Source organism: Microbacterium sp. KNMS (assembly GCF_053851835.1).
Genome location: NZ_JBSQBP010000005.1, coordinates 44,023 through 56,955, shown reverse-complemented (window position 1 = coordinate 56,955; position 12,933 = coordinate 44,023). Strand labels below are relative to the sequence as shown.

Genomic DNA, 12,933 nt, shown 5'->3' with positions numbered 1-12,933 from the left:
CATCGGGCTCACCCGCCTTCGGCATACCGCGTCGCAGCCTCGGCGACCTGCCGCTGGTAGTCATCGGTGTCGTTGTACGAGCGGATGGCGCCGATCCAGGCCTCGGGCGAATCGAGCGTCCCGCGCGCCTGGCAGAGGTAGTGTGCGGCCGTCGCCGCGGCGTCGTCGATGTCGTGCGGGTCCGTGCGGCCGTCGCCGTCGGCGTCGACGGCCCAGATGGCCCAGGTCTCCGGGATGAACTGCAGAGGCCCGACCGCGCGATCCCAGACCGCGTCCCCGTCGAGAGCTCCGCCGTCGGTGTCGGGGATGGCCATGGTGCGGTTCGTGCCGTCGAGCGGGATGCCGATGATCGCCGGGCGGGCGACGCCGTCGCCGTCCACAGCTCCGCCGTTGAGCGCCCCGTGCCGGCTCTCGACCCATCCGATGCCGGCGAGCGTGTTCCATCCGACCGCGCAGCCGTAGGTCGCCCGCGCGCCGAGGTCGGCCGCCCCGTATGCCGCGAGCGCGCGTTCGGGGATCCCCTGCGACGCGGCCGTCGCCGCGAGCCACTCGGCGTCGACCGTGGCGCCGTCCGACGACGGCGTCGCGAGCGCGGCGGCCGAGGTGGGTGCCGGCGGAGCGAGTTCCGCGGTCCGCACGGCCAGGGCGATCAGCCCGACGAGCACGCCCGCACCCACGACGCCGCTCACGACGACCGCGGCGGCCTGCGTCGTGCTCCTCCGGCGCCTGCTCACGCCCTCAGCGTGCCGCAGTCTCCTGACGGTCCGCCCGGCGCCCGCCGTGCGATCACGCCGGCGCGCGCTTCGCGGCGGCGATGTGGCCGAGCTGCCGCCAGACGAGCAGCAGCGTGATGCCGGCGCCGCCGAACGCGAACCACCACGGGGCGGTCAGGCCCCACAGCTGCGCGATCACGCCGCCGAGCGCCTGGCCCACGACCATCCCGCCGAACACGCACACCATGTTCAGCGAGCTCGCGCGCCCCTGGAGCTCGTTCGGCACGACCCGCTGGCGCACCGTCGTCGAGATCGTGCCCCACACGAACGCGTACGCGCCGAACACTCCCATGATGACGAGCGCGAGCCATCCCTCGGTCGTGAGCGCGAAGGCGAGGTGCATGACCACCTCGAGCGACAGGCACACGCGCATGAGCGTGGCGAACGAGACATGCCGCTCGAGCCATCCGAACGCCATCGTCGAGAGCAGACCGCCCGCGGCGGATGCCGTCGTGAGCATCCCGTAGCCGACGGCGCCCATGTGCAGGTGCTCGGTCGCGTAGAGGACGAGCACGCCCCACGGCGCCGCCCACGTGATGTTGAAGACGAGGATGACGATCGCGAGGGTGCGCATGGGCGGGTTGCGCCACGTCCAGCGCAGGCCCTCCGCGATGTCGCGGCGGACGGGCGGATGGCCGCCCTCGCGCGGTGGGAGCGGCGGGAGGGCGATGCGCGAGACGAGGAGGATCGCGAGCAGGACGCAGACGATCTGCGCGGCGAACGGCCAGGCAAAGCCGGCGGCGAAGAGGAAGGCGCCGAGGGGCGGCCCCGCGAACTGGTTCGCGACGAGGTAGCCGCCCTGCATGCGCGCGTTGCCGATGCCGAGGTCGTCGTGGTCGACGAGCATCGGCAGCAGCGTGCTGCTCGCGGAGTCGACGAAGACCTCGGCGACCCCGTAGGCGAACATCGTGACGAGCACGATGCCGATGTTCACGGCGCCGGTGACGATGAACACGCAGAGCATCGCCACGACCAGCGCGCGGAGCGCGTTCGCGATCATGACGAGCGTGCGGCGGTCGAATCGGTCGGCGATCGCGCCGGCGTGCAGGCCGAACAGCAGCCACGGCAGGTACTGCAGCAGTGCCGCCGAGGCCACGAGGAACGGGGAGTCGGTCAGCGACGCGACGAGCAGCGGCCCTGCCGCGAGCGCGATGCCGTCGCCGATGTTGCTCGTCCACGACGACGCGAGGAGCCATCGGAAGTCGCGCCCCATCCGCCGCGGCGCGACGATCTCACCCAGTGATGCCACGAGAGTCGATCCTGGCACCGATCGGCGACACGCGGGTCGCCTTCCTACGATGGGGCCATGGCCTGGCAGACGAAGCGCACGCGCACCGTGTACGAGAATCCGTGGATCCGCGTGCGGGAGGACGAGGTCGCCCGGCCGGACGGCGGCGAGGGCATCTACGGCGTCGTCGAGCTGCGGCATCCGGCGGTCTTCGTCGTGGCGCTCGACGAGGAGGACCGCGTGCTGCTCGTCGAGGTCGACCGCTACACGGTCGGACGATCGTGGGAGGTCGTCGCGGGCGGCAGCGACGGCGAGCCGGCCGAGCAGGCCGCGCGCCGAGAGCTGCTCGAGGAGAGCGGGCTCGAGGCGGCGGAGTGGATCGAGGTGGGGCGGATGAACGCGCTCAACGGCATCTGCGTCGCCCCCGAGACGGTGTTCCTCGCCCGCGGGCTCACGTCCGCTCGCGACGCGGCCGCGCATCAGGCCGAGGAGGGCATCACCGCCTCGCGGTGGGTGCCGCTCGACGAGGCGCTGCGGATGTCCGTGTCCGGGGAGATCTCAGACGGCGAGTCGATCGCGGCGCTCGCGATGGCGGCGGTGCATCTGAAGCGGCTGTAGGTCAGGCCCCGCTCGCGCCCGCGTCGCTCACCGACACGTCCGTCCGGTGGAAGTTCTGGAACGAGCGGGAGGCGGTCGGCCCGCGCTGCCCCTGGTAGCGGTTGCCGTAGGGGCCCGAGCCGTAGGCGTTCTCGGCCGCCGAGGTCAGCTGGAAGAAGCAGAGCTGGCCGATCTTCATTCCCGGCCAGAGCTTGATCGGCAGCGTCGCGACGTTCGCGAGCTCGAGCGTGACGTGGCCGGTGAAGCCCGGGTCGATGAAGCCCGCCGTCGAGTGCGTGATGAGGCCGAGGCGACCGAGCGACGACTTGCCCTCGAGGCGGGCCGCGATGTCATCCGGGAGCGTGACCTGCTCGAACGTCGCGCCGAGCGCGAACTCGCCGGGGTGCAGGATGAAGGGCTCGTCGGGCTTGACCTCGATGAGGCGGGTGAGCTCGGGCTGGTCCTCGGCGGGGTCGATGAAGGGGTACTTGTGGTTGTCGAAGAGACGGAAGTACCGGTCGAGGCGCACGTCGACGCTCGAGGGCTGCACCATCGCGAGATCGAGCGGGTCGAGCCTGATGCGGTCGGCGTCGAGCTGGGCCTTGATGTCGCGATCCGAGAGCAGCACGGTGCCAGCGTAGTCGGCCGTGGCCATCCGCCTCAGTGCGCGTAGCGCGAGACGCTGTCGATGCGGAACGTGACGCCATCCGGGACCGCCCCGTACAGCGTGACGTCGGCCGCGCCGGTCTCCCCCGGCGCGATGTCGGCGGACCAGGCGATCGACGTGGCCGCCTCCGACCCGTCGGGGTTCAGGGCCGTGATGTCGATCGCGTACTCCATCGGCACGTCGGCGGAGTTCCGGACGCTGACGGGCAGGACGGGCTCGTCGCCGTCGAGCCTCAGCTCGCCGAGGGTCACGTCCTGCGCGAGGTCGTAGAGGCCGACGACCTCGAGCTCGACGACGTCGAACCGCGCGGAGTCGATCCCCGCGAGGTCGTAGTACGAGTCGAAGCTCTCGGGATCGGGCACGGCGAGCGAGACGAGGAGCACGTCGCCCGTCTCGACCGGGCGCCCCTCGGGGTCGACGATGACCGTCTGGTTGTCGCCGACGTACTCGTACGCGGTCGCGGGCTGGCGCGCGCTCAGCGTGACGAGGTGCGCAGCGGCGTCGGCGGGCACGTCAGCCTCCGGCGTGTCGGGCGCGAGGATCTCCGCGTACGCGACGAACCCCTCGCCCACGTGCGCTTCGGGGGCATCCAGGATGGCCGCGAGCCGGGCCGCATCGACGAGAGGGAACTCGGATGGCTGCGGCGCGGGCGGGGCGGATGGCTCGGCATCGGCATCGGCATCGGCATCCGCGGTCGGCACGACGGGCTCGGGCTCGTCCGGCGCGCCGCTGATCCACGTCTCGACGGTCTCCACGACGACCGGCCACAGCCCGAAGAGCCGTGTCTCGAACGCCGCCACCACGATCACGACGAGGATCGGGAGGACGAGCCACCCGCGTCCGCGCCGTCGGGGTCGGGAGGGCTGCGGGGTCGGCGGGCGCGTCCCGCGACGCCGCATCTCGTCGAGAGGCGGGATGACGTAGGGCCCCTGATGCCCTTCGGGCACCGAGGTGAAGGTCTCGGTGTACCGGTCGTCGCGTCCCATGAAGCCGACGCTACTTGCTGTCGGGGGATCCCGGGGCGCCCGCAGCCCCTGTTATGCTGGCGGAGTCGCGTGCTCCACGCGCGCGGGGCTGTAGTTCAATGGCAGAACTTCTGCTTCCCAAGCAGACAGCGCGGGTTCGATTCCCGTCAGCCCCTCCACAAGGTCATCCCTGGTCACACACTACTTCGGCGGGACCCGCTCCGATCAGGGCACGCCTACCGGAGGGCGTTCCGTACCGGCCTCGTGCCAATAGGCGAACGGAACACCTCGCGAGCTTCCATTTACCACCAAGGCTGCTCCATATAAGATCCGAGTACCCACCGAGGAAAGAGCGCGACGTGACGCAATCCCCTGCAACACTGCCGGTCATGCCAACCTTCACCCCCGCGGACTACTCGACGTACCGGGAACTGGCTCTCGACGTCCTCGCTGCGAACCCGTCGTCCGCTGGTCTCCCTGAGTTCTTTGCGCCGAAGCCGATGTCAGGATCCATGACTTTTGGTACGGCATAGTGCCGACCTGAAACCAACTGCTCAGCGAATTCGACGCGGTCCCTGTCGCAGACAAGCCAGCCTGGATCGCCGCTCGTTTCGCAACATGGATGGGTACGGTCTCGCGGCTACGTAACAACAAAAATGTGCTCCTCTACGGGTCCGCATTCCTACAGAAGCAGGACGTGCCTGCATCGTTCGTCAGCATCACGCACGAGGACCTTAACGGCCTGATGGCCGTCATCAAGGGGATGCAGTTCGACCGCGGGCTCACTCTGATTCTCCACACACCGGGTGGTGTAACGAACGCAACCGAGTCCCTCGTGGACTACCTTCGGGCTAAGTTCCCATCAATCGAAGTGATCGTCCCCACATTCGCCATGTCGGCGGGGACGATGATCTCGATGGCCGCCGACCGCATCATCATGGGCCACCACAGCCAGTTGGGCCCGATCGACCCTCAGATTCCTACGGTCGCCGGACGCAGCTACTCCGCACAGACCATCGTCGATCAGTTCGACGCGGCAAAGATGGACATCGCGAGCGACCCGATCTTCGCCCACGCGTGGGCACCCGTTCTGGCGAGCCTGGGTCCCGCCCTGCTGAAGGAGTCGTCGAACGCACTTGCTTACTCCGAGCACATGGTCGCCAACTGGCTGGAAAAGTACATGCTGGCGGGCGATGCCGACGCCGGGACCAGGGCTGCGGATATCGCAAAGTACTTCGCCGACAACGGGCATCACAAGTCCCACGGGCGACGCATCGGCCGCGACGAAGCCGCGGCGCAAGGACTGATAATTGAGGAACTCGAGGCCGATCAGGCACTGCAGGAGGCCGTACTCAGCCTCTATCACCTCATGACGATCTCGTTCGAGCAGACCGCGGCCACCAAGATGATCTGGAGTTCGACCGGCAACCAGTGGCTGAAGAACTGGGGCGGGGCGACCTAGACCCGGTTCCGTCACGGTTCGGCGACGTCGATGCAAATGACCATCCTCTGCCGCGAATGAGTGGTGCGGGCAAGTCGGGCTCGCCGAATTGCATCGCCATCTTCTCCGTGACGCCGATGTCCCAGAGGGAACGAGCCGCGGGTGGAGTTGTGTCGCGGGCGCGGCGTCGCGCTCCGCTATCGTCATCACGTGGACAGCCCGGGGATTTCAGACCTAGCCTTCAAACGGCGACGGCAACGAAACCTGCTCTTTGAGGAGTGGCTCGGCTCCACGTCTTCATGGCGTCCGCTGTCTCCTCGGCGCCGAGTCGAAGCGCGGTACGTACTCGATGTCTTCTCGGGAAGCGCGGATAACCATGAGCGGGACGCGCGGTTCTCCATTACCGTGGTCGCGCTGCTTTTCAGTCTGGCAGCATTCACAGTCGCCGTGCTCACTTACTTCGTCGCGTTGGCCCCGCCGTCTCAAGTCGCGTTAGACGCGGCAGCGGGCGTCATGGTCACGTCCTCTACCGATACGAGTGGGTTGTTCGACATGGCCCTCTTGATCTCCTCTGTTACGACAGCCTTTAGCCTCGCAACGTTGGCACTGGGTGCCATTCTCGGCGGGCTGGCAGCGGCCGATCGAAAGAGGGCACGAACCGTGCGGCGCTTACTGTTTCTGGACGAACGCTTTCACGCCCACCTTGAGAGCGAGGAGAAACCCCTGCGCAACCCGGTTAGCGCTTCCATGTGAGCGGTGTTCATAGGACCTCCTCGACTGGCCCGAGCGGCCGCGCGCGACATCCGCACCTCGCAGGTGGCGGGAAGCGAGGCGAGTGCTGTTAGAGGCGACGCAGACTGCAACCCCCAGAGATACGCGATTGTGCTTCACGACCAATTCACGATTGCTCGAGGCATCTTCTACATCCATCCGCGCACGTTGCGCCCTAATTGGGAGCTCGTTACATGTCAGCGCCGCTGGCGCGACGAGAAGTCGGTTGACAGATCGAGAGGCGCCGGACGCGAAGCGGGCTGGCTCCCACAAGCTCAAGGAACCCCGGTCGTGAACCATGGGATCAGCGGTCGCCGAGCGGGAACACCATCACGTCTGTATCGGGGACCGACACGAAGCCGATGCGTTGCCAGTGCCGGAGCAGTCCGTTCCGCTTCTCGGCGTCGTATGAAAGCTTGCCATCCGGACCAGTCGACAACGAGGAGACGAGGAGCGCGACGACGTCGCTTCGGAAGATGTGAGCGACGCCACGTACTAGGGCGTGACTCAGCCGAGAACCGCGCAGATCCGATGGCACACCGACGAAGTCCAGTACTAACAAGCTATCCGCGAAGAGGGCGTTCTCATCGACTTCGGCGAGGGCGCCAGGATCTCGCAACGCCTCTCCGACGGCGACCAGATCTCCGGATTCAGCATCGAGCGAGTCCAACCAATTCTCGCTCTGCAAGTTCACACGAACGATCCTCGCGCTGGCTAAGGTGCGACCCTCGTATGAGTCATCTGTCACGTCGTCGTACTCGACAGCTCGAAGCTCCGCGAACCAGCTCTCGGCGTCCAGTTCACGCGAAGCGCTGTCGAACGAGATTCGCAGTGATCGATTGACCCCGATGATGTCCTCAATGGTGTCCACTGTTGCTCCTCGCTGATAAATCGAGTCTCACACACCGGGCTGAGCCTCTTACTCACAACGAGACGAGCCGCTCCTCCACCGCCCGAAGCGAGAAGGGGGATTCCGGACCCGCGTAGGCCGCTATCGTAACGGGCATGACATCCGGGGTAGAGCGTGCGCAAGTACTCATCTCAGTGAAGGCCGCACCCGAGCCGTCGTCGAAGTACGGAGACACTGTGTGCGTGGCTGGGATCCGGATCGACGGCGGTCGTGCGGAATGGATCCGCCTCTACCCGTTCCCATTTCGATGGATGCCGGAGCGGGTGCGGTTCAAGAAGTACGACATTATCGAGGTCGACGTCCACCACAGCGCGACGGATGACCGTCGAGAAAGCTTTCGTCCGGACATTCAGTCGATCAACATCATCAGACACCTCGATAAGTGGAAGCATCGGCACGAGATTCTCGGGAAGGTGACCTCCACTACCACTTGCGCACTGCGGCGAGCGGCGACCACTGATAGTCAGGCCCCTTCTCTCGGTCTTGTACCAGTTGCGCACGTCGAGAAACTCGAAATCGTTCCATTTTCGGGGTGGAGTGAAGCCCAGCTCAAGCGCATCGCGGACGCAGAGAACCTCGCCCCACTCGATCTATTTGGAGACGGGATAGACACACCCCCAGAACTGAAGGCGCCCCGCTTCACGGTCCGGTATCAGTACCGTTGCACGGCCAGCGACTGCCCGTCACACACCGCCCAACTCCTGGACTGGGAGCTCGGCGAGCTACAGCGCCGGCACCTCCGGAGTCTGCCCGAAGTAGACGCGAAGCGCGAAATCGAGAGGAAGTTCCTCACACAGAAGTTCGCTCCGAACCGTCAAACGTCGTTCTTCGTAGGCAACTTCGGGGACAAGGTAAAGCGCGGAAGCTTCAGTGTCCTGGGCGTCTACGCCCCGACACAGGCGGATGCTGTCCCCACTTTGTTCTAGGGGTCGTCGACTGCGGCATGCGCGCTGCCGTAGCCATTCGAGCGGCCACGCGCCCTCTCGTGATCGTGCTCATCACGGCTGTCAAACAGGCAGGTCGCGGTCGGCCTGCGCCGGACCGTACGGGCCCGGATCAGCCGGACATCGACGACGATCCGGATCAATGAATCTAGGCGGCGGCGAGCTCACGGATCATCAGATTCCGCAGCGCTTCGCGCACCTGCTGACGATGGCAATGGTCCTCGTCCGCTTCAAAGCAGAACAAGGCAATCGTTCGACTCCTCGCGAGTGACGCGAGCTGCTTCAGCGCCGAAGCAGCTCTATCGGATGCAAGGACGTCGCGGAACCGGTCGCGCGCCTCGTGGGCTTCGATGGTATCGACCGTCGCGTAGCCGTCCCGGTTGTCGCGCTTGTTCCCGAGCTCCGGCATGTGCACGTACTCGATGCCAGCTGCACGCAGGGCCTCGGAGAGCGCGGTTTTGGAGAACCCACGCTTGCGGGAGATCGCGTTCAACCGGACGTCCACGAGGGTCTCGACCCCGTGCAGGCGCAGCCTCGAGACGAACGCCTCCGGGCTCTGTCCTTCGTAGCCGACGCCGAGAATGGTGCTCATCTGGGGGCCTCCTTCTTGTTGCGCCCGCGGTGTGCGGCCGTGCGGCATTTCGGTGAACAGTACCGGGCATCAGCGCGGCCAACGAATTTGTGCGTGCAACGCTCGCAGACACGCTGCGGAGTGCTCCGGTGACGGATCTCACGGAGCACACTGCTTCGTAGCAACAGGAGCTCCGCCGCGGACAAGGCGCCGACATCCATCATGTAACAGATCTTACTCGTTACACGCATTCCAGAAGAACTGACGTGAACGCGACACGATGGCCATTCCCGGAAGACGTGACCAGCACCGATGCACTGATGGAAGCCGCGGCAGCTGGCTTGCTGATGCGGCGCCCCGCCGGGCGGACCGGCCTGACGGCGACTACATCTCGCTGTCGCCGCGCGCGTCTCACCCCGCCAGGTGCCCCCACCGCGGCGCCAGCTCGCGCCAGGGGCCGACGGCCGCGACCTCGCCGTCGGACAGCACGACCACGCGATCCGCTCGGGCCAGCGCGGCACGCTTGGAGGTCGCGCCGATGACGGTCGCACCACGATCGCGCAGCGCCTGCCAGAGCTCGATCTCCGTGCGCGCATCGAGCGCCGACGACACGTCGTCCGCGAGCAGGAGCTCGGCGTCGGCCGCGAGCGCCCGCGCGAGCGCGAGCCGCTGCACCTGCCCGCCCGACAGGCGCACCCCGCGGTGGCCGACGAGGGCGTGGGCGCCGCCCGCGTCGCGGACGTCCTCGCTGAGCCGGGCGCTGTCGATCGGGCCGTCGACGTCGCGCTCGTGATCGAGGCGCACGTTGTCGGCGAAGGTGCCGCTGAGAACGCGGGGCACCTGGGCGACATGCGCGACCTGGCCGGGGCGGAGGAACTCCTGCGCATCGGCGATCTCGACGCCGTTCCACCGGATCTCGCCCGTGTGCTCCATGAGCCCCGCGAGCGCCGCGAGCAGGCTCGACTTGCCCGATCCGACCTGCCCGAGGAGCAGGACCAGCTCGCCCCGGCGCACCTCGAGATCGACATCCGTCACGCCGAGCGTGCCGTCGTCGTGCACCGCGCTCACGCCGCGCAGCTCCAGCGACTGGAGCGGCTCGCGACCCGTCGAGGGCGGCTCGGGCGCGGTTCCCGCGACGAGGTCGACACCAGGCACCGGATCGACGAGGTCGACGCCGCCCGCGAAGCGCGCGGTCGCCTGCTGCCAGCTGCGCGTGCCCGGCGCCTCGGTGACCACCGCTCCCGCGACGACGCCGAACCATCCGAAGCCCGTGACCGCGTTCGCGACCAGGAGGGTGGTCGCGAGATCCCAGACGCCGGAGAGGAATGCCGCCCATGCGGCCACCGCTCCGATGTGCAGGGCGACGATCGGGACGCCGTCGAGGACGGCCTGCACGCGGTGCTCGAAGATCGCCGCGCGCACGCGGCCGCTGTCGACCTCCTGGAGATGACGGTGCACCTCTGGCGTGCGGGCGGCGAGCTTGACCGTGCGCGCGGCATCGAGAGCCGAGACGAGGGAGCGCCCGAATCGCGCGCGGGCAGCCGAGGAGCGGGTCGCCGAGCGACCGGCGATCGGCCGGCCGACCGCGGCCGCGAGCGCGGAGACCACCATGACCGCGAGCAGCACGCCGCCCGCGAGCCAGGAGCGCGAGACGAGCGCCGTGACCGCGGCGATGACCAGGCCGTTCATGAAGTCGACCCAGCGGTCGGCGTACATGACGTAGCGGTCGGCGTCCATCGCGCGCGCGACGATCTCGCCCGCGGGAGTCGTCGGCAGCCGGTGCTGGCGGGTCTGGCCGTACATGACGCGCATGCGGACGCGCAGCAGGTTCTCGACCCACCAGCTCGGGTAGAGGTAGATCGCCCGACCCAGCGCGAGCGGGCTGATGAGCATCAGCACCACGAGCCCGATGAGAAGGGCCGACGGCAGCTCGCCCGCCTGAAGCGCCTCCACGATCCGCCCCCAGAGGAAGCCGGTCAGCGCGCCCTGCGCCGCGGCGAGCGCCGACACGAGGAAGAGCGCCGCGCCCGCGATGCCCCACTGGGGCCGGACGAACAGCACATGCAGGATGCCGCGCGCGAGCGACGGCCCATCGCCGGGCTCCGAGAGCGCGGGCGGAGTGCCGGTGCGGCGCCGCGTGCCCACGCTGGCCCCGGCGTCGGGAGCCGCCGCCGGGGCATCCGCCTCCGCGCCATCCGGCTGCGCGTCGGGCGCGGCGTCGTCGATCTGACCGTCGGACGCTGCCGCCTCGCGCAGGCGGCGGAAGGGGCCGTCCGCTGCCGCGAGAGCTTCGCGCGGCCCCTGCTGGACGATGCGCCCATGGTCGAGAACGGCGACGAGGTCGGCGCGCTCGATCGTCGTGAGGCGGTGCGCGACGAGCACGCCCGTCCGCCCCCGCAGCAGCCGCTCTGACGCCGCGACGACGCGCGCCTCGGTGAGCGGGTCCATCCGCGCCGTCGCCTCGTCGAGGACGACCACCTGGACGTGGCGGACGAGCAGGCGCGCGAAGGCGACGAGCTGCTCCTCGCCGGCGGAGAGCGCGGTTCCCCCCGGCCCGAGAGCGGTGTCGAGCCCGTCGGGCAGCCCGGCGACCCAGTCGGCGATGCCGAGCTCCGCGACGGCGGCCTCGATCTCGCCCCGGTCGACCGGCGCGAACAGCGCGATGTTCTCCGCGAGCGTGCCCGACAGGATCTCGGTGCGCTGCGTCACGACGCCGACCGCGGCGCGCAGCCTCTGCAGATCCAGGTCGCGCACATCGACGCCGCCCAGCAGCACCGTGCCGCGCGGCGGCTCCTGCGCGCGCGAGATCAGCGCGGCGAGCGTCGACTTGCCCGAACCGGTCCGCCCCACGAGCGCCACGGTCTGCCCGGCCGGCACGTCGAGCGACACCCCGGCGAGGGCGAAGGCGCCCTCCTCATAGGCGAAGTCGAGGTCACGCACCTCCAGACCGACCTGGCCGGGCGGCACGTCGAGGCCGCCCACCGGCTCGGGCTCCACCTCGAGCATCTGCCGGATGCGGATGAGCGCGCCGATGCCCTCCTGGATGTCCGGCAGGTGGTGGACGAGGTTCGACACCGACCCGACGAGCAGGGCCGTCGCGAGGAAGAGCGTGACGAGCTGCTCCACGGGGAGGCTGCCGCCGAAGGCGAGCACGGCTCCGGTCACCGCGACGCCGCCCAGCAGGGCGTGCAGCAGCACCTCCGCCCGGTTGATGAGCCGCATCTCGAGGCCCGTCAGTGCGCGGAGCCGCGCGTGCACGACGGCCGAGATCTGCGCGAGGCGCCGCACCGCGAACGCCTGGCCGAGGCTCGTGCGGAGGTCGTTCCGCGCAGCGACCGCCTCCTCGAACGCGGCGGCGTGGTCGGTCCACGCCTCCTCTTCCGCGACCTTGCGCAGGGCGATCTCGCGCAGCAGCGGGCGCGCGACGAGCGCCACGATCACGCCGAGGACGGGGAAGAGGATCCACGCGGGCCACCACGTCGTGCTCGCCACGATCCACAGCGGCACGACGCCGACGAGGGTCCGACCGGCTCCCCACAGCTGACGCCGCACGAGCGAGCCGACCGCGCGCGTGTCGTCGTCGACGCGGTCGAGCACCTCGCCCACCGCCTGCTCCGACAGCACTGCCAGGGGCTGGCTCATCGCGGCCGTGAGCAGATCGCCGCGCAGGCGCCCCTCGGCGCGGTCGACGACGCCGGCCCACAGGACCTGCCCGACGCTGTCGACGACCGCGCCGCCGACGACGCACAGGGCGAAGAGGAGCAGCGCGTTCACCGTGGGTTCGCCCGAGAGGCGCCCCGCGATCACGGTCCCCGCGGCCTGGCCGGTCGTACCGGCGACGAGCAGGACGATCGCGGCGAACGCAGCGGGCCCGCCCAGCCGACGCCAGCCCAGCCGGCGCCAGGCGGGGCGCTCGGATGCGCTCCGCGCCGCGTCAGCGGGACGACGGGGGCCGGAGGGCGCGGGAGAATCGGGAGAGGCTGCGTCGGACATCATCGCCAACGCTACGGGCAACGACCGACAGGCGGGCGCTGCCGGGGGCAAGGACAAGGGGTCCTGCCAACCT

Annotated in this window: 11 protein-coding genes and 1 tRNA gene; 5 read left to right on the top strand and 7 right to left on the bottom strand. The window is 69.0% G+C overall.

Translation table 11 applies throughout. The features are described 5' to 3' along the window. Positions 1 to 8: 8 nt before the first annotated feature. Together ACWXWW_RS04725 and ACWXWW_RS04720 are read right to left on the bottom strand one after the other, a co-directional pair. On the bottom strand, positions 9 to 734 hold the full coding sequence (locus ACWXWW_RS04725) for a lytic murein transglycosylase (RefSeq protein ID WP_455969036.1): 726 nt from the start codon (positions 732 to 734) through the stop codon (positions 9 to 11). A gap of 52 nt (positions 735 to 786) precedes the next feature. Continuing rightward, positions 787 to 2,022, bottom strand: a complete 1,236-nt coding sequence (locus ACWXWW_RS04720) for an MFS transporter (protein ID WP_455969034.1) — start codon at positions 2,020 to 2,022, stop codon at positions 787 to 789. 57 nt (positions 2,023 to 2,079) lie between these two features. Between ACWXWW_RS04720 and ACWXWW_RS04715 the strand changes: the two genes are divergently transcribed. Then, positions 2,080 to 2,619 carry an NUDIX domain-containing protein gene (locus ACWXWW_RS04715; RefSeq protein ID WP_455969033.1) on the top strand — a complete coding sequence of 180 codons (540 nt, stop codon included), beginning with the start codon at positions 2,080 to 2,082 and terminating at the stop codon, positions 2,617 to 2,619. 1 nt (position 2,620) lies between these two features. Here ACWXWW_RS04715 and dcd read toward each other — a convergent pair whose 3' ends face one another. Further along, entirely contained in the window at positions 2,621 to 3,226 is a 606-nt protein-coding gene (gene dcd, locus ACWXWW_RS04710) for a dCTP deaminase (protein WP_271174620.1), read from the bottom strand. A gap of 32 nt (positions 3,227 to 3,258) precedes the next feature. After that, positions 3,259 to 4,251, bottom strand: coding sequence for a hypothetical protein (locus tag ACWXWW_RS04705; RefSeq protein WP_455969031.1), 993 nt, complete (start codon positions 4,249 to 4,251; stop codon positions 3,259 to 3,261). Positions 4,252 to 4,335: 84 nt separating this feature from the next. Here ACWXWW_RS04705 and ACWXWW_RS04700 point away from each other — a divergent pair. From ACWXWW_RS04700 to ACWXWW_RS04690, 3 genes are all read left to right on the top strand, one after another. Beyond that, positions 4,336 to 4,409, top strand: a tRNA-Gly gene (locus ACWXWW_RS04700). 518 nt (positions 4,410 to 4,927) lie between these two features. Continuing rightward, positions 4,928 to 5,692, top strand: coding sequence for an SDH family Clp fold serine proteinase (locus ACWXWW_RS04695; protein WP_455969029.1), 765 nt, complete (start codon positions 4,928 to 4,930; stop codon positions 5,690 to 5,692). A gap of 189 nt (positions 5,693 to 5,881) precedes the next feature. Then, entirely contained in the window at positions 5,882 to 6,424 is a 543-nt protein-coding gene (locus ACWXWW_RS04690; RefSeq protein ID WP_455969027.1) for a hypothetical protein, read from the top strand. Between the two features lie 322 nt (positions 6,425 to 6,746). Here the strand turns inward: ACWXWW_RS04690 and ACWXWW_RS04685 are convergent, their stop codons facing one another. Continuing rightward, positions 6,747 to 7,313, bottom strand: a complete 567-nt coding sequence (locus ACWXWW_RS04685; protein ID WP_455969025.1) for a hypothetical protein — start codon at positions 7,311 to 7,313, stop codon at positions 6,747 to 6,749. Positions 7,314 to 7,447: 134 nt separating this feature from the next. On the opposite strand from ACWXWW_RS04685, the gene ACWXWW_RS04680 reads away from it, so the two are divergent. Then, on the top strand, positions 7,448 to 8,278 hold the full coding sequence (locus ACWXWW_RS04680) for a hypothetical protein (RefSeq protein WP_455969023.1): 831 nt from the start codon (positions 7,448 to 7,450) through the stop codon (positions 8,276 to 8,278). A 166-nt stretch (positions 8,279 to 8,444) separates the two neighbouring features. Here the strand turns inward: ACWXWW_RS04680 and ACWXWW_RS04675 are convergent, their stop codons facing one another. Together ACWXWW_RS04675 and ACWXWW_RS04670 are read right to left on the bottom strand one after the other, a co-directional pair. After that, the gene (locus ACWXWW_RS04675; protein ID WP_455969022.1) at positions 8,445 to 8,888 is read right to left on the bottom strand and encodes a DUF488 domain-containing protein; all 444 of its coding nucleotides are present in this window, start codon (positions 8,886 to 8,888) and stop codon (positions 8,445 to 8,447) included. 390 nt (positions 8,889 to 9,278) lie between these two features. Further along, the gene (locus tag ACWXWW_RS04670) at positions 9,279 to 12,863 is read right to left on the bottom strand and encodes an ATP-binding cassette domain-containing protein (RefSeq protein ID WP_455969021.1); all 3,585 of its coding nucleotides are present in this window, start codon (positions 12,861 to 12,863) and stop codon (positions 9,279 to 9,281) included. Positions 12,864 to 12,933: the final 70 nt, after the last annotated feature.